18 protein-coding genes and 5 tRNA genes are annotated in these 22,441 nt (G+C 62.6%); 9 read left to right on the top strand and 14 right to left on the bottom strand.

The features are described from left to right. Window positions 1-845 precede the first annotated feature (845 nt). Together ACM3N8_RS01430 and ACM3N8_RS01425 are read right to left on the bottom strand one after the other, a co-directional pair. Window positions 846-2,492: a diguanylate cyclase gene (locus tag ACM3N8_RS01430; RefSeq protein ID WP_416015339.1), complete on the bottom strand. Its 1,647-nt coding sequence runs from the start codon at window positions 2,490-2,492 to the stop codon at window positions 846-848. 238 nt (window positions 2,493-2,730) lie between these two features. Then, on the bottom strand, window positions 2,731-3,609 hold the full coding sequence (locus ACM3N8_RS01425) for a LysR substrate-binding domain-containing protein (protein ID WP_416015338.1): 879 nt from the start codon (window positions 3,607-3,609) through the stop codon (window positions 2,731-2,733). 165 nt (window positions 3,610-3,774) lie between these two features. Here ACM3N8_RS01425 and ACM3N8_RS01420 point away from each other — a divergent pair, with 165 nt between their 5' ends. Next, the gene (locus ACM3N8_RS01420) at window positions 3,775-5,208 is read left to right on the top strand and encodes a glycoside hydrolase family 1 protein (RefSeq protein ID WP_416015337.1); all 1,434 of its coding nucleotides are present in this window, start codon (window positions 3,775-3,777) and stop codon (window positions 5,206-5,208) included. 123 nt (window positions 5,209-5,331) lie between these two features. Here ACM3N8_RS01420 and ACM3N8_RS01415 read toward each other — a convergent pair whose 3' ends face one another. Next, window positions 5,332-6,090 (bottom strand): SDR family NAD(P)-dependent oxidoreductase, encoded by a 759-nt coding sequence (locus ACM3N8_RS01415; protein WP_416015336.1) that lies wholly within the window; start codon window positions 6,088-6,090, stop codon window positions 5,332-5,334. A 130-nt stretch (window positions 6,091-6,220) separates the two neighbouring features. Between ACM3N8_RS01415 and ACM3N8_RS01410 the strand changes: the two genes are divergently transcribed. The 3 genes from ACM3N8_RS01410 (at window position 6,221) to ACM3N8_RS01400 (ending at window position 9,140) form a co-directional block, all read left to right on the top strand. Beyond that, window positions 6,221-7,141, top strand: coding sequence for a LysR family transcriptional regulator (locus tag ACM3N8_RS01410; RefSeq protein ID WP_416015873.1), 921 nt, complete (start codon window positions 6,221-6,223; stop codon window positions 7,139-7,141). A 142-nt stretch (window positions 7,142-7,283) separates the two neighbouring features. After that, a complete protein-coding gene (gene nfo / locus ACM3N8_RS01405; protein WP_274451967.1) occupies window positions 7,284-8,129 on the top strand; it encodes a deoxyribonuclease IV in 846 nt (281 codons plus the stop codon). Window positions 8,130-8,150: 21 nt separating this feature from the next. Beyond that, window positions 8,151-9,140 carry a Gfo/Idh/MocA family protein gene (locus tag ACM3N8_RS01400; protein ID WP_416015335.1) on the top strand — a complete coding sequence of 330 codons (990 nt, stop codon included), beginning with the start codon at window positions 8,151-8,153 and terminating at the stop codon, window positions 9,138-9,140. A 101-nt stretch (window positions 9,141-9,241) separates the two neighbouring features. Here ACM3N8_RS01400 and ACM3N8_RS01395 read toward each other — a convergent pair whose 3' ends face one another. Continuing rightward, the gene (locus ACM3N8_RS01395) at window positions 9,242-10,171 is read right to left on the bottom strand and encodes a LysR substrate-binding domain-containing protein (RefSeq protein WP_043555550.1); all 930 of its coding nucleotides are present in this window, start codon (window positions 10,169-10,171) and stop codon (window positions 9,242-9,244) included. 99 nt (window positions 10,172-10,270) lie between these two features. On the opposite strand from ACM3N8_RS01395, the gene ACM3N8_RS01390 reads away from it, so the two are divergent. The 4 genes from ACM3N8_RS01390 (at window position 10,271) to ACM3N8_RS01375 (ending at window position 14,705) form a co-directional block, all read left to right on the top strand. After that, window positions 10,271-11,263: a TDT family transporter gene (locus ACM3N8_RS01390; protein ID WP_290018347.1), complete on the top strand. Its 993-nt coding sequence runs from the start codon at window positions 10,271-10,273 to the stop codon at window positions 11,261-11,263. Between the two features lie 278 nt (window positions 11,264-11,541). Then, on the top strand, window positions 11,542-12,531 hold the full coding sequence (gene lpxM / locus ACM3N8_RS01385; RefSeq protein WP_290018346.1) for a lauroyl-Kdo(2)-lipid IV(A) myristoyltransferase: 990 nt from the start codon (window positions 11,542-11,544) through the stop codon (window positions 12,529-12,531). Window positions 12,532-12,670: 139 nt separating this feature from the next. After that, the gene (locus ACM3N8_RS01380) at window positions 12,671-13,666 is read left to right on the top strand and encodes a lauroyl-Kdo(2)-lipid IV(A) myristoyltransferase (protein WP_290018345.1); all 996 of its coding nucleotides are present in this window, start codon (window positions 12,671-12,673) and stop codon (window positions 13,664-13,666) included. Window positions 13,667-13,844: 178 nt separating this feature from the next. Further along, window positions 13,845-14,705, top strand: coding sequence for a PA4780 family RIO1-like protein kinase (locus tag ACM3N8_RS01375; protein WP_043138855.1), 861 nt, complete (start codon window positions 13,845-13,847; stop codon window positions 14,703-14,705). 84 nt (window positions 14,706-14,789) lie between these two features. Here the strand turns inward: ACM3N8_RS01375 and ACM3N8_RS01370 are convergent, their stop codons facing one another. From ACM3N8_RS01370 to ACM3N8_RS01360, 3 genes are all read right to left on the bottom strand, one after another. Continuing rightward, window positions 14,790-15,311, bottom strand: coding sequence for a GNAT family N-acetyltransferase (locus ACM3N8_RS01370; RefSeq protein ID WP_416015334.1), 522 nt, complete (start codon window positions 15,309-15,311; stop codon window positions 14,790-14,792). Then, complete coding sequence (locus tag ACM3N8_RS01365; protein ID WP_290018342.1) at window positions 15,308-16,546, bottom strand: GGDEF domain-containing protein; 1,239 nt, start codon at window positions 16,544-16,546, stop codon at window positions 15,308-15,310. The genes ACM3N8_RS01370 and ACM3N8_RS01365 overlap by 4 nt, the downstream gene beginning before the upstream one ends. 216 nt (window positions 16,547-16,762) lie before the next feature. Further along, window positions 16,763-17,254 carry a prolyl-tRNA synthetase associated domain-containing protein gene (locus tag ACM3N8_RS01360; protein WP_098984147.1) on the bottom strand — a complete coding sequence of 164 codons (492 nt, stop codon included), beginning with the start codon at window positions 17,252-17,254 and terminating at the stop codon, window positions 16,763-16,765. 184 nt (window positions 17,255-17,438) lie between these two features. Between ACM3N8_RS01360 and ACM3N8_RS01355 the strand changes: the two genes are divergently transcribed. Continuing rightward, window positions 17,439-19,886 carry a DNA polymerase II gene (locus tag ACM3N8_RS01355; RefSeq protein WP_290018340.1) on the top strand — a complete coding sequence of 816 codons (2,448 nt, stop codon included), beginning with the start codon at window positions 17,439-17,441 and terminating at the stop codon, window positions 19,884-19,886. A gap of 132 nt (window positions 19,887-20,018) precedes the next feature. Here ACM3N8_RS01355 and ACM3N8_RS01350 read toward each other — a convergent pair. From ACM3N8_RS01350 to ACM3N8_RS01320, 7 genes are all read right to left on the bottom strand, one after another. Then, window positions 20,019-20,095 (bottom strand) — tRNA-Val (locus tag ACM3N8_RS01350). A 34-nt stretch (window positions 20,096-20,129) separates the two neighbouring features. Beyond that, window positions 20,130-20,206 (bottom strand) — tRNA-Val (locus ACM3N8_RS01345). 44 nt (window positions 20,207-20,250) lie between these two features. Continuing rightward, a tRNA-Val gene (locus ACM3N8_RS01340) sits at window positions 20,251-20,327 on the bottom strand. Window positions 20,328-20,342: 15 nt separating this feature from the next. Then, window positions 20,343-20,419 (bottom strand) — tRNA-Val (locus ACM3N8_RS01335). Window positions 20,420-20,430: 11 nt separating this feature from the next. Continuing rightward, window positions 20,431-20,507 (bottom strand) — tRNA-Val (locus ACM3N8_RS01330). Between the two features lie 172 nt (window positions 20,508-20,679). Continuing rightward, window positions 20,680-22,059 carry an MATE family efflux transporter gene (locus tag ACM3N8_RS01325; RefSeq protein ID WP_416015333.1) on the bottom strand — a complete coding sequence of 460 codons (1,380 nt, stop codon included), beginning with the start codon at window positions 22,057-22,059 and terminating at the stop codon, window positions 20,680-20,682. Window positions 22,060-22,209: 150 nt separating this feature from the next. Further along, the gene (locus ACM3N8_RS01320) at window positions 22,210-22,416 is read right to left on the bottom strand and encodes a YaeP family protein (protein WP_043138843.1); all 207 of its coding nucleotides are present in this window, start codon (window positions 22,414-22,416) and stop codon (window positions 22,210-22,212) included. Window positions 22,417-22,441 lie beyond the last annotated feature (25 nt).

The raw sequence follows: 22,441 nt of genomic DNA, 5'->3' as shown, positions 1-22,441 counted from the left end.
CATGAGATACATGAGATACATGAGATACATGAGATACATGAGATACATGAGATGTCGTTGTCGAATCCTCCCGGCTATCTTTTTTAGGTGATACCATGTCCAGCGGTGCTCAATAATAAGATTGCGTTGTTTATTGACTGCTGAGCCAAAACTGGAAGACATGCTCGCTAAATAGCGAATCCGAATAGTGTGCTACACCTTGACTCTTCCATAACCACTCTTGGGAAAGGATATACTGTTGCAACCCACTATGTGGCAGCTTGGTAAAGGCGACCAATCCAATTAATCAGTCTCTAATACTCTTTCCGTCCTCTCGGTCAGCCACTTTATGTGGATGACCAAGACCTCTTTCAAGTAAATCAATAACCTTCTTCGCACGTTTTCCGATCCTGCTGCAAGGTGGTCCACCGTTTTCTCTATTCTGGTATGACATCCTTGATGCCATCGGCGGTGGGCAAGGTGCGGCTGCCGTAATAGATAGCAGGCTGTGCATGCCCTCATGTGTTCGGGTAGCAGGGGAACCAGACGACTGGCCTGGATGTGCGCCGCCGTCTCGTCATTGGTGGAGATGGTGGCGCTGACAAGATGCCCCTACAGACTGTTCCCGATTTTGACATGTCAGGGGATCAGGCGACCGAAACCTGCTGCTCTCACCGTGGCCCCGCCATGGTGGAGTGGCTGACCCAGCGCAGGCTCGACGTCTGACGAGGGCAATGAGCCATAGAATCGGGACATGCTCCGGCTGACGGTGAATGGCGTATCGCATCAAGCCGCTTGCCGCAGCCTGACTCCCATGATCGGGTCTGCGCACCTTGCTCCAATCTGGCTGCCCAGATGACACAGGCCTAGTCGGGATGCCCGCGCTTTTGGGGATCCTCGGGCGGTGACAGGGGTTGCGATCCATCGTCATGGACAGGTTGCTGATCGCGACTGGCCAGCACGGTGCGATTGCGGCCCCGTCGCTTGGCTTCATAAAGTGCCTTGTCGGCCTGTTTCAACACGGCGTTGAGATCGTCATCGCTGCCGGGCCAATGGGCGACCCCGAGCGAGATGGTGATGTGGCCGGCGCCGGGCATCGGATGTGCGGCGACCCGCTGGCGCAACCGCTCGGCGATTTCGAAGGCGAGGGGGAGCGGCAGGCCGGGCAGCAAGACCAGAAACTCTTCACCGCCGCTACGACACACGGCATCCGCCTGTCTGGCGCCTTGCTGCATCAAGGCCGCGAGGGCGGCCAGCACCTGGTCCCCGACATCGTGGCCGAAGCCGTCATTGATCTGCTTGAAGTGATCTATATCCAGCGCTATCACGGCGAGTGGCTGGCCCAGCGCCTGATAGCTGTCGAGCACCTGCTGCATGCCCCGGCGGTTGAACAGGCCCGTCATGGCATCGGTATGGCTGTCATTGTGCAGCTGGGTGATCCTGGTATTGAGCAGCCCCAGCCCCTTGAGCATGGCCTGCTTGAGCTGGGCGGCCTCGAAGTACCAGACCCGGATCCTGGCGATGTTCTTCAGCGACTCTTGCTGATCCATCAGCTTGGCCTTGTGGGCCAGCTGCCACAGCGGCCTGGAGATGAAGATGGCGGAAATCCAGATGAACAGCAGGATCAGCAGGTTGATGGGAATGATCTTGAGCAGCACGTGCATCATCTGCTGATCCAGCCCGGCCAGAGTGGCGGCGCGGGGACGCTGTGCCACCACCCCCCAGTGGGTCTGCGGGATGGGGGCGAAGCCGGCCAGCATCTCTGTGCCCGTCTCGTCAGTCAGTGCGAGCGCTCCCTCTTCGCCGCTTAGCACCTTGTCGACCACCCCGTTGTCACGGATTTTTTCACCAACCCTGGTACTGTCCGGGTGATAGATGCGGGTTCTGTTGCGATCCACCACATAGAGGGAGGAGCCATCCTGATAGTAGTGCTGGCCCAGTATGCCGGAGAGCATGTTGTGTGACTGGAGGTAGATGGTGCCCGCCACATAGCCCAGATAGACCTGCTCCTTGTCGAAGATGGGGTAGGAGATGCTGATGAGATAGTTGCCCGAGAGCGAAACGAACGGATCCGTGATCACCGGCTGGCGGGTCGTGATGGAGAGCTTGGCGCTCTGGGACGTGAGTCTGGCCCCCTTTACCTGCAGCGTATCGGGATAGACGGCCACGACCACGGCATCGGCATTCACGACGGCCACCGAGTTGAAGGTCGCCGTCTGCTGTTGCAGCCGCCGTACTTCACTCAAGAGGGTGCTGTCATCCTTCATGGCGGGGGCGAGCAGGGTGGCGCTGTAGGCCAGCTGGCTCTGACCGGACTGGAGCATGGTGCTGGTCATCTCGGCCAGCTTGGCCGCATAGACGCGATTGGCATCCAGGGTGTTGCTGATCAGCAGTGCCCGCTGCGCTTCGTAAGTGGCATAAAAACTGTTGCTCAGGGTCGCCATGACGCTGATGACGGCCAGTGCGAGTATGAGGCTGCGCAGGTCAATTTTCAGGAACCGAGGAAGTAACATGAGCAGGCAGGCGTCCGGTATCAAGGTGCGGTAGTGGAAATGAGCCTGTTGATTCTAATGGAGCCAACTGTCGAAAAGCTACTACTATCCGGCCTGGCCTACCCACCTTAATGCCTTGATCGAAAAGATGATCTTCTCTGTTCCATCCTTGGTCGGCGCGGATCACTCAATAAAGGCCGCCATCCCAGACAGGGACCTCTCCCTGGGTGGGCGAGGCGGCGAGTGTGCGTTGCAGAGGTCAATCCGGCTCGCCCGTTGGCGCGACCATGGCCGCGACAATCTGCCAGAAGGCATCGATGAGCGGGCCCTTGCTGTGGGGCGGGCGAATGAGGCCTATGGTCCAGCTTGCCTCGGCTTCGCGCAGGGGCAGGGTGAGCACATCCGGGTGCTCTATGGTGGTGGAGGAGGGCACCAGGGTCCAGGCGATATCCGCCGCCGCCGTGGCGACCCCGGCGGCGAAGTCGTTGACGTACTGGATATCGCGAAAGCGCACGCCGCTCTGGGCCAGGTAGTGCATCAGGTTGTCGTAAAACGAGGGTGCCTTGTCCCGGCGCAGTATGGCCAGCGGCTTGTCCACCAGATCCGCGAGTTCATTTATGCCGCTGTAGCTGGCTGGCAGTACGGCGACAAAGTGCGCCTGCACCACAGGCAGGCAGTGCCACCCCTTGGGGGCGGGCAGGCGGCAAAAGCCGAGATCCAGCCTGCCTTCGCTCAGGGCCAGCAATTGGTGATGGGTGGAGAGGTCGTTGAGCTCTATGGTCACCTGCGGCCGCTCGGCGCGAAAGCGGGCGATGGCGGCGGGCACCAGTATCTTGGTGGCAACGCCGAAGCCGATGCGCAGGGTGCCGCTGTTGCCTGCCAGCACGTCGCGGGCGGTGCGCCCTAGCTGTTCGCTCTGGGCCACCAGGGCGCTGGCATCCGCATAGAGCGCCCGTCCCAGCACGGTCAGGCGGGTGCTGCTGGCGTTGCGTTCAAACAGTTCGCCGCCGAACTCCTCCTCCAGCCGCCTTATCTGCTTGCTCAGGGCCGACTGGGTGACATGCTGGCGCACCGCCGCCTGACCGAAGTGCAGCACCTCCCCCAGGGTCACGAAGGCTTTCAGATCCCGTAGCTCCACCACAGCTCCTTTCATTCCTGTTAGGAATGTTGAATGGCCATATTTGTCATTGGACGGAATTTTAGAACTGTTCGATGCTTATGCCAATTTATTTGGGGCGCCTTGACTGGGGCGCCGACTTATCAGAGATGGCTGACACCATACGCGCAGAGGGAGCAACACCAGATGCATCACCATATGTTCAACGACTTCCCGAAAGACTTTCTGTGGGGCGCCGCCTCCGCCGCCTATCAGGTGGAAGGGGCCTGGAATGCCGACGGCAAGGGCCCCTCTGTGTGGGATCTGTTCACCAAGCTGCCGGGCAAGACCTTTGAGGGCAGCAACGGCGATGTGGCGGTCGATCACTATCACCGCATGGAAGAAGATGTGGCGTTGATGGCCGAGATGGGGCTCAAGGCCTACCGTTTCTCGGTGAGCTGGCCGCGTATCTATCCGACCGGCCGGGGCGAGGTGAACGAGGCGGGTCTCGCCTTCTACGAAAAACTCATCGACACCCTGCTGGCCCATCAGATCGAGCCCGTGCTGACCCTCTATCACTGGGACTTGCCCCAGGCGCTGCAGGATGAGTACAGCGGCTGGGAAGACAGACGCATCATCGACGACTTCGAGCGCTACTGTGTGACCCTGTATCAGCGCTTCGCCGGCAAGGTGAAGTACTGGGTGTCGCTCAACGAGCAGAACTACAACCTGACCAACGCCTATCAGCTCGGCACCCATCCCCCCGCAGTGCAGGACCGCAAGCGCTTCTTCGCCGCCAACCACATCGCCTTCCTGGCCAACGCCCGGGTGATCAAGGCGTTTCGCCAGCACGTGCCGAACGGCCTGATAGGCCCGAGCTTTGCTTATTCGCCCGCCTATCCGGCGTCATGTGACCCCAAAGACATGCTGGCGTTCGAAAATGCCGAGGAGTTCACCAACTACTGGTGGCTGGACGCTTACTGCTTCGGCCGCTACCCTCAGGCGGCGCTCGCCTATCTGAAAGAAAATGGCGAGGCTCCGGAAATACTGCCGGGGGATCTTGAGCTGCTGCGTGAAGGCACGCCGGATTACATAGGCGTCAACTACTACTACACCCTGACCTTCACCGACAACCCCCTCGGCGGCCAGACCCTGCAGCGCATCAACACCACGGGGCAGAAGGGCACCACCCCCTCGAGCGGCATTCCCGGCCTCTACAAGACGGCGCCCAACCCGCACCTTGAGACCAGCAACTGGGACTGGGCCATAGACCCGACCGGAATGCGCATCGCCCTGCGCCGCCTCTCCTCCCGCTACGGTCTGCCGCTGATGATCACCGAGAACGGTCTCGGCGAGTTTGACCAGCTGGGGGCGGATGACAAGGTGCACGATGATTACCGCATCGCCTACCTCAAGAGCCATCTCGTTGCCTGTCAGGAGGCGCTGCAAGACGGGGTCGAGCTGATTGGTTACTGCGCCTGGTCCTTCACCGATATCCTGAGCTGGCTCAACGGCTACCAGAAGCGTTACGGCTTCGTCTATGTGGATCGCGATGAGCAGGGCGGCTCCTTGCGTCGCATCAAGAAAGAGAGCTTCCACTGGTATCAATCGGTGATCGCAAGCGGCGGCAAGATGCTGTAAATCACTCGGTTCGGATTGCATTGGAATAACAGGCTCTGCTACGGAAAAGGCCCCCTCGTGTGAGGGGGCCTTTCGTTTTGCCGCCGACCTCTTGTGCGATGCAGTGGCATGCTGCGATGGGCGCTAGATAAACATGCCGCCCGAGGCCTCGATGCGCTGGGCATTGACCCAGCGATTGTTATCCGAGAGCAGGGCTGCTATCACGCCGCCTATGTCGTCGGGCTGGCCGACTCGTCCGAGCGCGGTCTGGCTGGCGATGAAGTCGTTGACGGCCTGGTTGTCCCGCACCACACCCCCGCCAAAATCCGTCTCGATGGCACCGGGCGCCACCACGTTGACGGCGATCCCGCGCGGGCCCAGCTCCTTGGCCAGATAGCGGGTCAACACCTCTATTCCCCCCTTCATGGCGGCGTAGGCAGCGTAACCGGGCAGCGCGAAACGGGTGAGGCCGGTCGAGAGGTTGATGATGCGCCCGCCATCGTGGATCAGGGGCAGCAACTGCTGGGTCAGAAAAAAGGTCCCCTTGAGGTGAATGTTCATGAGGGTATCGAACTGCTGCTCAGTGGTTTGCTCGAAGCTGGCGTGGATGCCGATGCCGGCATTGTTGACCAGAAAGTCGAACCGCTCGCGTTGCCACTCCCGCTGCAGTAACTGGCGCACCTCAGCCGCGAAGGTGGCGAAGGAGGCGCTGTCGGCCACATCGAGTGGCAAAGCATGGGCCTTGACGCCGAGCGCATTGGCCTGCGCCACCACGGTGGCCGCCTCTTCGGCCTGGCTGCGATAGGTGATGATGAGATCGACGCCTTTGGCGGCGAGGGCCAGGGCCGAGTGTTTGCCGAGGCCGCGGCTGGCGCCTGTGATGAGGGCGATGGAACGGGTCATGGTACGACTCCTGTCAATGGGGTGGAGGCGGGCTCGGGACGAGCCGCTAGTGCCACTCTATTGGTGCGTGCACCATGGATAAAGATGGTAATAATAGATGCACTGTTCCGTTCAAAGTGACAATGATGCCATGGATCAACTGGATGCGATGAGAATGTTCATGCGGGTGGCCGAGCTTGAGAGCTTCACCCGCAGCGCCGAGCAGCTGGGCATGCCCAAGGCAACGCTCTCCGCGGCCATACGCCGGCTGGAAGAACAGCTGGGCACCCGCTTGCTCCATCGCACCACCAGGCGGGTGCAGCTGACCACGGATGGTCAGCTCTGCTATGCCCGCAGCCAGGAGCTGCTGGCCGACATGGAGGAGTTCAACGGGCTGTTTCGGCAGGGGGGACAACTCAGCGGCCAGCTGCGGGTGGACATGCCAAGCCGGATGGCGCGCCATATGGTCATCCCGGCGCTGCCCGCCTTTCTGGCGGCCCATCCTGATCTGCAACTGATGCTGAGCAGTACGGATCGGCGGGTCGATCTGGTGCGTGAGGGGTTCGACTGCGTGGTGCGGGTGGGGGCGCTGGAGTCCTCCAGCCTGGTAGCGCGCCCCCTGGGTCACTACCGCCAGATCAACTGCGCCAGCGCCGCCTATCTGGCTCGCCATGGCACACCGCAGACGCTGGTGGATCTGGCGCAGCACAGGCTGGTGCACTATGGCGCCGGGCCCGGGAGTCGCGAGGCCGGTTTCGAGTACGTGCAGGCCGATGGCACTCGCACCGTACTGGCGATGGCGGGGACCCTCACGGTGAGCGACAGCGAAGCTTATCTGGCGGCGGCGCAGGCGGGGCTGGGGATCATCCAGCTGCCAGGAGTCGGGGTCGAGCCGCTGCTCGCCAGTGGGGAGCTGGTGGCCATACTGCCCCAGTGGCAGGCGCCGCCCTTGCCGATCCATGCCCTCTATGCCCATCGTCGCCAGCTCTCGCCCCGGGTGCGGGCCTTCATCCACTGGCTGAGCGAGGTGCTGGATGAGGCGCTGGCTGCTGACTCGGCGGTTGTCACCTGATGCGGGGTCGGTAACGGATGGCCTACATCCGTCATGCGGGGCGCCTGTGATCAGAGTCTCTATGACGGCCATCGAGGATCCCGGTTTGGCGTGGGCGGGGGAGATCGGCATAATGGCGCTCTCACAGAGCAGAGGAGATCTCATGAAATATATCGGAGCCCACGTCAGTGCCGCCGGCGGGGTGGAGAACACCATAGCCCGCGCAGAAGCCATCGGCGCCAACGCCTTCGCCCTGTTTACCAAGAATCAGCGCCAGTGGCAGGCGGCGCCGCTCTCCGAGGCCAGCATCCGCGCCTTCAAGCAGGCCTGCGAGAAAGCCGGTTTTCGCCCCGAGCAGATCCTGCCTCACGATAGCTACCTCATCAATCTGGGCCATCCGGATCCCGACGGCCTCGCCAAATCCCGCGATGCCTTCCTCGATGAGCTCAAGCGCTGCGAGCAGCTGGGGCTTTGCTACCTCAACTTCCACCCCGGCAGCCACCTGAAACAGATCCCGGAAGCGGCCAGCCTGAAACTGGTGAGCGAATCCATCAACTGGGCGCTGGAGCGCAGCCAGGGGGTGACGGCGGTGATCGAGAACACAGCCGGGCAGGGCAGCAACCTCGGCTGGTCGTTCGAACATCTGGCCACCCTCATCGACGGCGTGGAAGACAAAAGCCGGGTCGGCGTCTGTTTCGATACCTGCCACGCCTTCGCCGCCGGTTACGATCTGCGCACGGCCGAGTCCTGTGCCCAGGTGTTCGCCGACTTCGACCGCATCGTCGGTTTCCAGTATCTCAAGGGGATGCACATCAACGGTGCCAAGTGCACCTTCGGCAGCCGGGTCGATCGCCACCACAGCCTGCAGCAGGGCAATCTGGGGGAGGCTGTATTCCACCACATCATGAATGACGAGCGTTTCGACGGCATTCCGCTGATCCTGGAGACCATAGACGAGTCCATCTGGGGCGACGAGATCCGCTGGCTGCGCAGTCTGGCCAAGGCATAACCCGTGCAGGAGAAAGAACGGATGCAAACAGAGGAACTGAGCGCGGCGCCACTGCGCTGGGGCATTGCCGGGGCGGGGGCCATCGCCCGTCGTTTCTGCCGGGACGTGAATGATCACGCCCACCTGGGCCGGGTGGTGGCGATCGCCGCCCGTGATCAGACGCGGGCCCGGGCTTTTGCCGATGAACAGGGGCTGCCCCTTGCCTATGACAGCTATCAGGCGCTGGCGGCCAGCGCCGAGGTGGAGGCCGTCTACGTGGCGGTGATCCACCCTGAGCACGCCGGCCTGATCAGGCAGATGTTGCTGGCGGGCAAGCACGTGCTGGTGGAAAAGCCGGCGGTGACTCAGGTCGCAGACTGGGATGCGCTGGTGCAGCTCGCCCGGACGCGCGGCCTGCTGCTGATGGAGGCGATGAAGGTGATGTGCTTCCCCGCCATGCGCGAATTGATGCGGCGGCTCGGCGCCTTGCCTGCCCCCAACCGGTTGCGGGCGGCCTTCGGCTCGGTGCAGGAGCGAGACGGCAAGCTGTTTGATCCCGCATTGGCCGGCGGCGCCGCCTGGGATGTGGGTGTCTATCCGCTCTGGCTCTACGCCGCCATCTGTCACCAGCTGGGGCTGGCTGCGGGTGAGCCGCAGGTCGCTCTTTCCCGCCAGGCTGGCGAGGTGGATGAGGCCGCCAGCTTCCGCTTTGCCGGCCCCCTCGTGGCCGAGCTGGATGCCTCCATCGTCCAGGATCTCGACAAGGCGGCGTATCTGGGCGGCGAGGGCTGGGCCTTGCAACTGGTCGGCAAGTGGTGGAACCCTCAGCAGGTACGCTGGGTCACGGGCGATCCCTTGCCTGCCTGGCCGCACGACATCGCGCTGCCGGTGGCGGGCGGTGGCATGCAGCACGAGGCGGATCATTTCGCCGCCTGTGTCAGGCAGGGATTGAGCGATTCCCCCTGGGTGCCGCAGGCCCTGACCAGACAAGTGCTGGGGTGGGTCGAGCGCGGCTTGCAAGCCGGCTCGTGATCATGATGTGCAGAGAGGGCGCCGAGGCGCCCTCCCTTTTTGTCTGATCTCTTGCCGGCTTGAGCGGCAAGCGGCGAGCCGTCATGCCTCAGACGCTCACCCTATCTGCTCGTTGGCGACCCGGCTGTGGTCACCTGAGGCTGAGGCAGGGCTCCCTCCTGTGCGCGGCAAAACTGCAGGAAGCGGCGCAGGGTGGCCGAGTGGTATTTCTGCCGATGCCAGATGAGGGAGAGCTGGCGGGGGAAGCGCCGGGCAAGGGAGAAGGCCACCAGCCGACCGGCCTGCAACCGATCCGACACCGCCAGGCGGGAGATGAAGGAGATCCCCAGCCCTTTTTCAACCGCCAGCATCACGGCCTCCAGGGTGTTGAGCTCGAGCCCCGCCTGCCAGCGGGGCAACTCGGGCTGGATCTGCAGCTCGAACTGCTCGCGACTGCCCGACTGGGGTTCGCGCAGCACCCAGGTCTCATCGCTCAGCTGGCTGAGCGACAGGCGATTGCGCCGGGCGAGGGGGTGGTCGGGGTGCGCCACGATCAGCATCTCGTCATTGAGCCAGGGCTCGCTGACCAGATCCGGGTGGTGGTTCTGCCCCTCTATCAATGCCAGATCCAGCTCGAAGTTGGCCAGCAGATGGCAGAGCTTGTGGGTGTTGGTGATGGTGACCCTGGGGGGCAGACCCAGCTCCTGCTTGCTGCTGGCCAGCAGAGTAGGGAGCAGGTAGTTGCCTATGGTCTGGCTGGCACCGAGGCGCAGCTGGCCGCTCGGCTCCGCATCCGGGCTGAACAGGGTCTCGATATCCTGCATCCGGGTCAGCAGCTCTTCGGCGGCCGGTTGCAGCAGGCGTCCCTCGTTGTTGAGCTGCAATCTGGGGTGGATGCGGTCGAACAAGGGGGTGGCGAGCTGGCGCTCCAGCTCCTGCAACGACTGGGAGACGGCGCCCTTGCTCAGGCAGAGCTCGTTGGCGGCCAGTCCCAGATTGCCGTAGCGGGCTATGGTGGCGAACACCTTGAGTTGTTGCAGGGTCAGTTTCATGTTTGGTTAACCTGAACGATTGATTCAATTCATTTAGATATCGTAAACGATAGTCGCTCTTTATCCTATGCACATCGTCTCTCACAAGAGGTTTCAGACATGATCGCAAGAACCCGTCAATCCTTGGGCAAAGCCCCGACCCCCATGGCGGGCCTGGCCCTCGGGATCGCCAGTCTTGGTTGGTGCTGGGAAAATGCCGGTCAGTTCGATGGCCGCCTGCAGCTGCTGGGTGCCGCCGTCGCCGCCGTGCTGCTGGTGATCCTCACCTTCAAGTTTCTGCTCCATCCGCGCCTGCTGTGGCAGGATCTGGCTCACCCCGTGGTGGGCAGCGTGGTCCCCACCTATGCCATGGGCACCATGGTGGTCTCCAAGGCGATCGGCATGCTGAGCCCGGGCCTTGGCGAGGGGCTCTGGTTGTTTGCCGTGGTGCTGCACCTTCTCTTCCTGGCGACCTTCCTCTGGCACAGGGCCAGGCAGTTCGAGATCCATCACATGGTGCCGAGCTGGTTCGTACCGCCTGTGGGCATTATCGTGGCTGACGTCGCCTTTCCCGGCGGTCAGTTTGCCGCGCTGGCCGACGGTCTGCTCTGGTTCGGCATGCTCTGCTACGCTCTGATGCTGCCGCTGATGCTCTACCGTCTCATCTTCAGCCATGAGGTGCCGGATGCTGCCAAGCCGACCATCGCCATTCTGGCGGCCCCTGCCAGCCTGTCACTGGCCGGCTACCTGACGGTGACCGAGGATCCTTCCCTGCTGCTGGTGGCCGTGCTGCTGGGGATCGCCATCCTGATGACCGGCATCATCTACCTGGCCTTCATCAAGCTGCTGCGTCTGCCGTTCTCACCGGGCTATGCCGCCTTCACCTTCCCGCTGGTGATAGGTGCAACCGCCCTGTTCAAGGTAGGGCACCTGCTGGAGCAGTGGCCGCAAGCGGCTCACTATGTGGAACAGATCAACCTGCTTGCCCACTTCGAGCTGGGCGCCGCCACCCTGATTGTCGGCTACGTGGCCCTGCGTTATCTGATGTTCTTCTTGCCGCTGGGTGATAGCGGCATGGCGCCCGGCATGGCTCGGCACGGTGCCCGCCGCTAGGCAAAGACTCTGCTGGAGAGCAAGGGGATAAGGGGTCAGTCAACGAGAAGGGCATGCGTGATGACATGCTCCGCTGACCAGACAGCAGCGACAGCGCTCCACCATGGGTGGAGCGCTTTTTTGTCTCTTCTCGCGGGTCGAACGCGGGGGGGGGTCAGTCCCTGGCGGATCCATTTTTTGAACCAGCGCTCACCGTGGGGGGCTCACGATGAATTTCACTGGTATTACCTGTCAGGACGAATACAATGCAACCCCATTTTCTTCGTTTGACCTCATTCATGTCTGCCCAAGATCCTGTGTTTGACTCCTCTTTTCAGACCCGTTTGCTGCGCCCGCGTTACTGGCCGAGCTGGCTGGCGCTCGGAGCGCTTTGTCTGCTCGCCTTCGTGCCGCCCCGCTGGCGTGACAAGCTGGCAGAATGGCTGGCGCCGCTGATCGTCAAGGTGTCCAAGAAGCAGATTTATATCGCCAGGACCAACCTGGATATCTGCTTTGCCGACAAGAGCGACGCCGAGCGCGATGCCATTCTGATGACCTCCATTCGCATCGGTCTCAAGACCCTGCTCGGCTTCGGTGAGTTCACTGTGCGCAGCCCCGCCTACCTGATGAGCCGCATCCAGGTGAGCGGTTGGGAACATATCGAGGCCGAACAGGCCGCTGGCCGCCCCGTGATCCTGGTGGTGCCCCACAGCTGGCCGGTCGATGCCGCCGGCTACTACTTCACCCAGCGTGGTGTGCCCATGTGCACCATGATGAAGAGCTCCCGCAATCCGGTCTTTGACTGGCACCTCAACCGGGCCCGGGCCAAGAACGGTTGCCGCGTCTACGAGCGCAGCGCCGGCATCAAGGCGGTGATCCGGACCATCAAGGGGGGACACAGCTTCTTCTATCTGCCGGATCAGGATCATGGCCGCGAGAAGAGCATTTTTGCCCCCTTCTTCGGCTACCCCAAGGCGACCCTGCCGGCCCTGCCACGTCTGGTGCAGGTCAGCGGTGCCCGGGCCGTGCCCCTGCTGGCCTGCTATGACGAGGCGCACTACTGCTACCGTCTGGAGATAGAGGCGCCGTTTACGGATTATCCCAGCACCGATCTGATGGCGGACACCTGCCGCATGAATGACATGGTGCAGCAGCAGCTGACCCGTCATCCCGGCCAGTACATGTGGTTCCTCAAGATCTTCGATACCCGCGAGGATCAGGAGGGGCCGGATGGCCTCTACGAGGAGGGCATTAAACGGATCCGGGGAGATCTTCCCCCTCGCCCCTGAGGGGGTGTCAGCGCTGTTTGTCATGGCCCTTCGGGGCCATTTTTGTGGGCGCCGCACCCGGGATGGCGCACTCCCTTGCACCCCAAAGTGGAAAAAAATATCAGGATAATTAAAATAACCGTTTCTTTTCTATGACTTGATGGCGGCCATGTCCTCACACGATCCGGTTTTTGACACCTCATTTCATGCCCATCTGCTTCACCCGCGCTGGTGGGGCAGCTGGCTGGCGCTCGGTCTGTTGTGCCTGCTGGCGCTGGTTCCCCACGGGCTGCGCGATCGTTTTGCCAATGTCATGGCACCTGCCTTGCTGCGCTTTTCCAGAAAACAGGCCTATATCGCCGAGACCAACCTCAAGATCTGCTTTCCCGAGCTGGATGCGGCCGGGCGCCGCACCCTGCTGCTCAAGGCGATCCGCACCGGCCTCAAGACCTTCATGGGCTTTGGCGAGCTGACCCTGCGCAGCGCCGCCCACCTCAAGCGCCGCATCAAGGTGCGGGGCTGGGAACATATAGCGGCGGAGCAGGCCGCCGGGCGTCCCATGATACTGGTGGTGCCCCACACCTGGGCGGTGGACATGATAGGCCGCTACCTGACCGATGAGGGGCTTGTCCTGTGCACCATGATGAAGAGCCCGAAAGATCAGGTATTTGACTGGTACATCAACCGCGAGCGGGCCAAGGGGGGCAAGGTGTACGAGCGCAGCGTCGGCATCAAGCCGGCCATCAAGGCCATTCGCAGCGGCGCCAGCTTCTTCTACTTGCCGGATCAGGATCATGGCCGCGAGGCCAGCCTGTTCATCCCCTTCTTCGGCCACCCCAAGGCGACCCTGCCGGCGCTGCCCAAGCTGGTGAAGCTGACCGGTGCCAGGGCCGTGCCCATCCTCGCCTGCTACGACGAGGAGGAGGGCTGCTACCGGCTGGAGATTGAACCGCCGTTCGATCCTTATCCCAGCGGGGACCTGAACGCCGATGTCAACGCCATGAACCGCATGGTGGAGCGGCAGCTGCGCCGTCATCCCGAGCAGTACATGTGGTTTCTCAAGATCTTCGAAACCCAGGAGCATCAGGCGGGGCAGGATGGTCTCTACGAAGAGGGCATTAAGCGGATCCGCAGCGGTCTGCCCCCCGAACCCTGAAGGGAAATACACCGGCTGGCGTGTTGAGCAGAGGCGGGTGACAACTGCTTGTCCTTCAGGCAGTTTGGTGGGCAAAAAGTCGGCAATCAGGGCGCCGCGGGGCGCCAGATAACAGGGATATGCAAGCTGGCCCCGCAGGGGCTATCTTCTGATGCGCAAATAGGGTAAAAGGGCGGCCATGAAAATTCCAAATCGAATCCAACCTCTGGTTGATGACGGCCTGGTCGATGACGTCATCAGCCGGCTGATGAGCGGCAAAGAGGCCGACGTCTATGTGGTGCGCTGCGGTGACGAGATCCGCTGCGCCAAGGTCTATAAAGAGGCGTCCAAGCGCAGCTTCAAGCAGGCCGTGGTCTATCAGGAAGGGCGCAAGGTACGCAACAGCCGCAGCGCCCGCGCCATGGAGAAGGGCTCCAAGTACGGTCGCAAGCAGCACGAAGAGGTGTGGCAGAACACAGAAGTCGACGCCCTGTTCAAGTTGGCGGCGGCCGGGGTGCGGGTGCCGCAGCCCTATGTCTGCCTCGACGGCGTTCTGCTGATGGAGCTCATCACCGACGAGGAGGGCAACGTGGCCCCCCGTCTCAACGACGTGGCGCTCTCGCCCGAGCAGGCCATCGCCGATCACGCCAAGGTGATCCGCTACGTGGTGCGCATGCTCTGTGCCGGCCTCATCCACGGCGACCTTTCCGAATTTAACGTGCTGGTGGATGCCGAGGGGCCCGTCATCATAGACCTGCCCCAGGTGGTGGATGCTGCCGCCAACAACCAGGCCAAGGCCATGCTGGAGCGGGACGTCAACAACATGCGCAACTACTACGGCATGTATGCCCCCGAGCTGCTCAAGACCCGCTACGCCAAGGAGATGTGGGCGCTGTTCGAAGATGGCAAACTCACCCCCGAGAGCGAGCTGACCGGCCTGTTCGAGGAGAGCACCGAGGCCATCGACATCGATGCCGTGCTGCACGAGATCGAGAGCGCCGAAGAGGAGGCGCTGGCTCGTCAGGCGCGGATGAAGGCCGAGCAGGAAGACAGCTACTGATCCCCGCCATCATCACCTCATCAGTCACACCATGAGCGCCCTGGAGGCGCTCTTTTTATGGCCGCGACCTGCACCCGTGCCGAGTCAGGCAGGTGGCCATAGTGCGGGAGAGAGCCGGTAAAACCGCACCCAGCAGCCATCCCCTGCATGGTAGCGGCGATCCAGACATTGTCCGTTGGCGGCCGCGATAACCCTGAGGGAGGCGCCGTTGGCTTCGTCGCAGCTGATGAGCAGTGGCTCGGTCAGCACAGCTTGCTGCAACCAGCGTAGCAGGGTGCGGGCCACCCCTTCACCACGGCGGGAGGGGCGGGTCTCGTAGCCTATGTGGCCAAGCCAGGCCAGGGTGGCCGGATTGTCGCCGTGGCGCAGGCGCAGGGCTCCGAGGATCTCCCCCCTCTCAAGGGCAAAGTAGGTGGTGGTGGGCGGGTAGTCCGGCGGCAGATGCCGTCCATCGGCATGGGCGAGCAGATCCAGCAGCCACTGATCCGGGTCAAATTGCGCCACCTGATAGAGCGGCAACCCGGCGGCGCCACATTCGGCCACATAACGGCGATAGGCGGGCGCATCACAAAGCTGTGCGGCCCGGCACTCTATGGCGGCCGTCATGAGCGCTGATCTGCCGTCTGCAGTGGCTGGGGCGCGCTGTGGTGGGGCTCCTGCACGCAGGCCCGCTGCCGTCCCGTCTGCTTGGCGGCGTAGAGTGCCTGATCCGCCCGCAGATAGGCCTGTTCGAAGCTCTCTCCCGGCTGCAGCGAGGTGAGGCCCATGCTGAGGCTGATGGGGCCGCCCGCCAGCCAGCGGGTCGCCTCCGTGACCTCTTGCTGCAGGGCGTGGCAGTAGCCGGGAAGCGTCTGCGGCGTCTCCATCACCAGCAAGGCCAGTTCGTCGCCACCGAGGCGCCCGGCCAGCCCCGCCGGGGGCAGGTTCTCCCGGATCACCCGGCCCACCACCCGCAGCATGGCATCACCGGCGGGATGACCGTGCCGGTCGTTGATCAGCTTGAAGTTGTCCAGATCGATCAGCAGCAGCTGGCATGGACGGGCGTGTCGGCATGCGCGCGCCGCCAGCTGCAGCTCGAAATGGTGGCGGCTGTCCAGTCCGGTCAGGGCGTCCAGATTGGCGCGCCGTTCCAGCTCGCGCTGGGTCGCCAGCAGCGCCTGCTGCTGGCGAGTGTGCACCAGGCTGAGCAACAGATAGCTGCGGGCTATGGTGAAGAGCAGGCTGAGCAGGATCACGGGCCCAAGCAGGGGATCGGTAAAGGTGGTGGCCGCGAACTCGGGCAGCCAGAGGTGCTTGGCGATCCGCAGCAGTTGCAACAGCAGTTGCAGGCCGAGCAGCAGGACGGCAAAGCGCAGCACCCGATAGCCGGGGGCCAGCCGTTGATAACGCCAGAGCTGCCAGATCAGCACAGCCATCTGCAGCGAGAGCACGGCGGAGAGCACTATGATCCGGCTGTGCACATCGGACAGCGGCCGCAGGCTGGCGGTCAGGGCAAACAGCGCGAAGCCGGTGAGGGCGATGGCGGGACAGAGCCAGCCCAGCCGGTCCGCCTCACGTCGAAAGAAATGACGCAGGCCCCGCTCATAGAGCAAGGGGGTGGCGATCAGCAGCAGGTTGGTCAGCAGAATATTGGCGAGGGAGGTCTCCCCTGCGAGCGGGCGGATCAGCAGGCAGCCGAAGGCGGCGGCGATGGCCAGCTCGCTGGCCGACCAGTAGAGCAGGGCCCGGATGCGGCGCTGGGTATGCCACACATAGGCGAAAATGGCCGCGACCCCGACGTGCGACAGCGTGACGAACAGCACCAGGCTCAACAATTGCGCTGAGGAAAACAGATTTTGCATCTAGGGGTCTCTCTGGGCTCGTCCTGCCGGTCACTGTGTCTCGACCCTGAGGGTCGCCATGACAGTGCCGGATCACAACATGAATCCGACCCATTATCAATGGCTTGAGCGGCTGGATCCCGATCCTGGCCACAATCGGATCGATGGCGGCAGCTGACGCGATTCATCAAGGGCACGAGACGGGGTTTGTCGATCGCGCCACCCGTCTGGGAAGTGTCAGGTTGGCTGCACCGGCAGCGCCATGACGGTGGCCTCCCGGCCGAGATGGGCCAGCAGGCGGCGCACATCGTCCAGCGTAATGATGAGGGTGGCTGTGTTGACCAGCGGGTGGCACTGCACCCGTTCGGCTTGCCAGATGGTGTGGTCCACCACCAGGGTCACCGCCCGCTCTGTGTCGCGCACCATGGCGAGCAGGGTCACGGCGCCCGGGGTGAGGCCGAGCACGGCAGCCAGCCGTTCGGGGGAGCCAAAGCTCAGCCGCTTGACCCCGAGCGCCCTGGCCAGCGCCTTGAGATCGACCCGGCTTTCTTCAGGTGTCACCACCAGAAACAGCCGCTCGCTTTTGGGGTCGCGCAAAAACAGGTTCTTGGTCCTGGCGGCGGGCAGGTCTGGCAGCAGCTTGCTCGCCTCCTCACAGGTGAAGACGGGGGCATGGTCGATGCGCTGATAGGAAATGGCCAGCCGGTCCAGCAGGGAATAGAGTGTCACCAGGGCTCCTCGTGTTGGGTGAACAGGCGCAGGGAATGGGCGGCGATAACTGGGCTCCCGGCGCATGGGCAGAGGGTCGAGCTTAGCAGCTTGGCCCCGGCCGCGCAGCCTGGCGTGGCAATTGCGGCCAGGCACTGTATGAACGTACAATAGTCTCATCCCAAGGCCGACCCCTTTATCCTGAATGACTGCGACCCAGCCCACAGTGACGACCACTTCTCCTGCCACGCCGCCTCGCGACGGTTTCATCCTGACCCGTCATGGCCGGGATGTGCGCGGCCGGGCCGGGCAAGGGGGATGCACCGAGATAGTGATGTGGCTCTGGAGCGAGCAGGGGCCGGTGCGGCTGGTGGTGCCGGGGCAGGAGCCCGTGTTCTTCCTGCCGCAAAGCCACATGCAGGAGGCGGCCGAGCTGTTCAAGGGGGCCGGCGTGAGCGGGCGATTTCGCCGTCTGCCCATGCACACCTTCGACGGGCGTGCCGTGGTGGGCTGCTATTTCTCCACCCTGAGCGCCTTTCACCGCGCCATAGAGTTGCTGCTGATCCGCGGGCTGGAGCACTTCGAGGCGGATATCCGGCTGCCGGAGCGTTTCCTGATGGAGCGCTTCATCACGGCCGGGGTCCGTTTCGGCGGCCATGCACGGCAGAAGGGGGGCAAGCGTGGCTACTGGGAGGTGAACGAGGCGCGCTGCGCCCCGCAGGCGGTGACGCCGAGCCTCTCCTGGGTGTCGCTGGACGTGGAGTGTGCCATGGACGGGGCCCTCTTCTCCGTGGGGCTCTATAGCCGTGAGGATGCGCGCGTCATCATGATAGGCGCCCCCGAAGCCGGTGCCGAGGCGTGGGAGACCCGCATCGAGTGGGTGGCGGATGAAAATGCCCTGCTGAGCGCACTGGAAACCTGGTTCAGCCAGCACGATCCCGATCTGGTGATCGGCTGGAACGTGGTCAATTTCGACTTTCGCCTGCTGCTGCGCCGCGCCGAACTCAACAAGCGGCGGCTGCGCCTAGGGCGGGGGCGCGAACTCTGCTTCTGGCGCTCGTCACGCAACGATCCCCAGACCGGCAACGTCATCATCCCGGGTCGCATGGTGCTCGACGGCATCGACACCCTGAAAAGCGCCACCTGGCAGTTTGCCAGCTACAGCCTGGATGCGGTGGCAAGCGAGCTGCTCGGTCGCGGCAAGGATATCGAGGATGTGGCGAACCGGGGGGAGAAGATCACCGAGCTGTTCCACTCCGACAAGGAGGCGCTCGCCCGCTACAACCTGGAAGATTGCAGGCTGGTGTGGGAGATCTTCGACTACTGCCACCTCATTCCCTTTGCCATCGAACGCGCCTCCCTCACCGGTCTCGAACTCGATCGGGTGGGGGGCTCGGTGGCGGCCTTCACCAACCTCTACCTGCCGCGGCTCCATCGCGGCGGCTATGTGGCGCCCAATCTGCCTGCCGATGGTGGGCTGGCGAGCCCGGGCGGCTATGTGATGGACTCCAAACCCGGTCTCTATCGCCACGTGCTGGTGCTCGATTTCAAGAGCCTCTATCCCAGCATCATCCGCACCTTCTGCATCGATCCCATGGGGCTGGTGGAGGGGTTGCAGCACCCGGACGAGGCCATTCCCGGCTTTCGCGGCGCCCTGTTCTCCCGTACTCGCCACTTTTTGCCGGATCTCATCGCCACCCTGTGGGCGGCGCGAGACAGGGCCAAGGCGGCCAGCAACAAGGCGCTTTCCCAGGCCATCAAGATCATCATGAACTCCTTCTACGGGGTGCTGGGCTCGGGGGGCTGTCGCTTCTACGATCCCAGGCTTGCCTCTTCCATCACCTTGCGTGGCCACAGCATCATGCAGCAGACCCGGGAGTGGATAGAGGCGCAGGGGTTCGAGGTGATCTACGGCGACACCGACTCCACCTTCGTCCACCTTAATCGGGACACCAGCCCCGAGGCGGCGGACGAGATTGGCCATGAGCTGGCCCGGATGATCAACGACAACTGGAGTGCGCTGATCAGGCGCGAGTTCGACCTGCCGAGCCATCTGGAGATCCAGTACGAGACCCATTACCGCCGCTTCCTGATGCCCACCATTCGCGGGCTGGAAAAGGGCAGCAAGAAGCGTTACGCCGGCCTGGTTGGAAACCAGGAAGAGGGGCGAGGGGAGGAAGAGCATCTGGTGTTCAAGGGTCTGGAATCGGTGCGTACCGACTGGACCATGCTGGCCAAGCAGTTTCAGACCCGGCTCTACGAGCTGGTGTTTCACGACCAGGATCCCAGCGGCTACGTGCGCACCATAGTGGATGAGACCCGGGCTGGTCTGCACGATGACTTGCTCATCTATCGCAAGCGGCTGCGCCAGAAACTGGAGGAGTACCAGAAGAACGTGCCACCCCACGTGCGGGCGGCGCGTCTGGCCGACGAGGAGAATCTGCGCCGCGGTCAACCCCAGCGCTATCAGCACAGGGGGACCATCGCCTATCTGATGACGCTGGGTGGCCCGGAACCGCTGGAATACAGGCGCAGCGCCATCGATTACGAGCACTACATCGACAAGCAGCTGAGGCCCATCGCCGACGCCATACTGCCCTTCATCGGCGAGTCATTCGACCGGATCTGCGGCCAGCAGCTGGATCTCTTCTAGCCCGAAGGCGTGCAAGGCGTGGAGGGAAAGGACGCGGGGAGGTGAGCTCAGGCGGGTGCAAGCTGACCTCTGTTCCCGATTGGCAAGAAGCCGAAATGCAAAAAGCCCGCTGTTAAGCGGGCTTCTTTAATCTGGTGCGTCCTAGTGGATTCGAACCACCGACCCCCACCATGTCAAGGTGATGCTCTAACCAGCTGAGCTAAGGACGCAGGGTGCGCATGGCGACTTTGTGTTGCAGGGGAGTGGTGGGTTTAATTGGATTCGAACCAACGACCCCTACCATGTCAAGGTAGTGCTCTAACCAACTGAGCTATAAACCCACATCTGCAATATATTCAATTTATTCAATTTATTCAAACTGTTATGGTGCGTCCTAGTGGATTCGAACCACCGACCCCCACCATGTCAAGGTGATGCTCTAACCAGCTGAGCTAAGGACGCATAACAGTGTCGTGATGGTGCGTCCTAGTGGATTCGAACCACCGACCCCCACCATGTCAAGGTGGTGCTCTAACCAGCTGAGCTAAGGACGCATCACGAAAAGTGGTGGGTTTAATTGGATTCGAACCAACGACCCCTACCATGTCAAGGTAGTGCTCTAACCAACTGAGCTATAAACCCGCTTTTCAGCACGCAAGCGAACACGACGTCGCTGGCGTGGTCGGCATACTACCCATGCCCCCCAAGGCTGTCAACAGGCCGCACACACAAAGGAGACTGTTTGCCCAGTTCTTGCGCAGCCTGTTGATTTTGCAGGCGAGCCACTCTCGTGAGCGGCTCGCCGAGCACACATTTACTGGGCCCGGGAGAGGGCGGTACAGGCCTCTGGACTGGCGAAGCGGCCATAGATGAGGCGCAGGCGGGCGCCCAGCATCAGGGCGGCGCCGGTCAGGCCGACGATGAAGCCGACCCAGAAGCCCTGCGGCCCCATGCGTGGCACCAGCCAGTTGGTCAGCCCCAGGATCATGCCGGTGGGCAGCCCGAGACCCCAGTAGGCGATTATGGTGACGTAGAAGATAGCCTTGGTGTCCTTGTAACCGCGCAGGGCCGCGGCCGCGACCACCTGTACCGAATCGGAGATCTGGTAGATGGCGGCAAAGAACAACAGGGTGGCAGCCAGCGTGATCACCTGCATGTCGTCGGTGTAGATCCCCGCGATATGCTCGCGCAGCAGCACCGTCAGGGCGGCGGTGCCGGCGGCGACCGCCATGCCCAGCATCAGGCCGGTACGGGCGGCGACCCTGGCGTGAGCAGGCTGGCCTTCGCCTATGCTGTGGCCGACCCGGATGGTCACGCCCACCCCGATGGAGAGCGGCAGCATGAACACCAGGCTGGAGAAATTCAGGGCTATCTGGTGACTCGCCACCGTCTCGGCGCCGAAGGGGGCCAGCATCAGGGCCACCACGGTAAACAGGGTCACCTCGCAGAAGATGGCCATGGCGATGGGAAAGCCGAGCCGGAACAGGCGCCAGATCCGGCTGCCATTGGGGCGGGCGAGTTGAGCGAACAGGTCAATCTTCTTGAAGTGGGAGGATAACTTCACGTAGAGGATCATCGCCAGCAGCATGGCCCAGAGCACTATGGCGGTGGCGACGCCGCAGCCGACACCGCCGAGCTTGGGCATGCCGAAGTGACCGTGGATGAAAACGTAGTTCGCGGGAATATTGACCGCCAGCCCCACGAAACCTATCACCATGGTCGGCATGGTATGGGAGAGTCCCTCACTGAAGTTGCGCAGCACCTGGAACAGCACGAAGGCGGGCAGGCCCCACATGATGGCGTGCAGGAAGCCGGTGGTCTTGTCCGCCATGACAGGATCCACGTCCATCAGATGCAGTGCCAGCGGGCTGAAATAGAGCGCCAGCATGGCGAAGGGGATCACCATCAGCGCCAGCCAGAAGCCCTGGTGCACGGCCGGGCGAACCTCATCCCGTTTGCGAGCGCCATTGAGCTGGGAAACTATGGGGGTGAGCGCCATTATGATGCCCTGGGTCAGCAAGATGATCGGCAGCCAGAAGCTGGAGGCGACCGACACTGCCGCGAGATCCACGGCGCTGACCTGGCCCGCCATCACGGTATCGACGAAGCTCATGGCGACCTGGGCGACCTGGGCCACCAGAATGGGGCTGGCTAAACGAACGAGCTGCCTCGCCTCGGACCAATAACGTTGCACTGACACCTCCGAGTGGATCAGATAAATGAGAAAGAACGGATAACGGATGGGCTTTTGTCTCCCCACTGTGGGGAGACAACATGCGGGGGTGTCATTCTAGCCTGAAAATCAACCATCATGAAACGGTTGAGGCGCGGCTTTGTGGCGGGATCAGGCGTCTTCGTGATCGCTGATCAGCAGATTGGCGGCGGCATAGGCGGCCTGCTCGCGCAGATCGGCCGGCACCCGCTCGTCAGAGGCCACGGCGTTGAGCGCCCGTATGGCCGCGGCTATGGCCTGCGGCACATAGCCCTGATCACCTGAGCCTATCTGGTTATAGGCGATGCGAATGGCCTCACAACATTGATATACCTGCATTTCTTTTTCCTCGTTAACCCGAATG

The sequence above is a fragment of the Aeromonas sp. A04 genome, assembly GCF_047780465.1.
Lineage (GTDB): Bacteria > Pseudomonadota > Gammaproteobacteria > Enterobacterales > Aeromonadaceae > Aeromonas > Aeromonas bestiarum.
Note: the sequence above shows the minus strand (reverse complement) of the source record. Positions and strands in the feature narration are given on the sequence as shown.

Excerpts from the sequence above, each read along its gene's own strand:
- ACM3N8_RS01375 (WP_043138855.1), top strand. The coding sequence starts at position 13,845 with ATGAAAATTCCAAATCGAATCCAACCTCTGGTTGATGACGGCCTGGTC.
- ACM3N8_RS01410 (WP_416015873.1), top strand. The coding sequence starts at position 6,221 with ATGGATCAACTGGATGCGATGAGAATGTTCATGCGGGTGGCCGAGCTT.
- ACM3N8_RS01380 (WP_290018345.1), top strand. The coding sequence starts at position 12,671 with ATGGCGGCCATGTCCTCACACGATCCGGTTTTTGACACCTCATTTCAT.
- ACM3N8_RS01420 (WP_416015337.1), top strand. The coding sequence starts at position 3,775 with ATGCATCACCATATGTTCAACGACTTCCCGAAAGACTTTCTGTGGGGC.
- ACM3N8_RS01320 (WP_043138843.1), bottom strand. The coding sequence starts at position 22,416 with ATGCAGGTATATCAATGTTGTGAGGCCATTCGCATCGCCTATAACCAG.
- ACM3N8_RS01370 (WP_416015334.1), bottom strand. The coding sequence starts at position 15,311 with ATGACGGCCGCCATAGAGTGCCGGGCCGCACAGCTTTGTGATGCGCCC.
- lpxM (WP_290018346.1), top strand. The coding sequence starts at position 11,542 with ATGTCTGCCCAAGATCCTGTGTTTGACTCCTCTTTTCAGACCCGTTTG.
- ACM3N8_RS01365 (WP_290018342.1), bottom strand. The coding sequence starts at position 16,546 with ATGCAAAATCTGTTTTCCTCAGCGCAATTGTTGAGCCTGGTGCTGTTC.
- nfo (WP_274451967.1), top strand. The coding sequence starts at position 7,284 with ATGAAATATATCGGAGCCCACGTCAGTGCCGCCGGCGGGGTGGAGAAC.
- ACM3N8_RS01355 (WP_290018340.1), top strand. The coding sequence starts at position 17,439 with ATGACTGCGACCCAGCCCACAGTGACGACCACTTCTCCTGCCACGCCG.
- ACM3N8_RS01395 (WP_043555550.1), bottom strand. The coding sequence starts at position 10,171 with ATGAAACTGACCCTGCAACAACTCAAGGTGTTCGCCACCATAGCCCGC.
- ACM3N8_RS01390 (WP_290018347.1), top strand. The coding sequence starts at position 10,271 with ATGATCGCAAGAACCCGTCAATCCTTGGGCAAAGCCCCGACCCCCATG.
- ACM3N8_RS01400 (WP_416015335.1), top strand. The coding sequence starts at position 8,151 with ATGCAAACAGAGGAACTGAGCGCGGCGCCACTGCGCTGGGGCATTGCC.
- ACM3N8_RS01415 (WP_416015336.1), bottom strand. The coding sequence starts at position 6,090 with ATGACCCGTTCCATCGCCCTCATCACAGGCGCCAGCCGCGGCCTCGGC.
- ACM3N8_RS01430 (WP_416015339.1), bottom strand. The coding sequence starts at position 2,492 with ATGTTACTTCCTCGGTTCCTGAAAATTGACCTGCGCAGCCTCATACTC.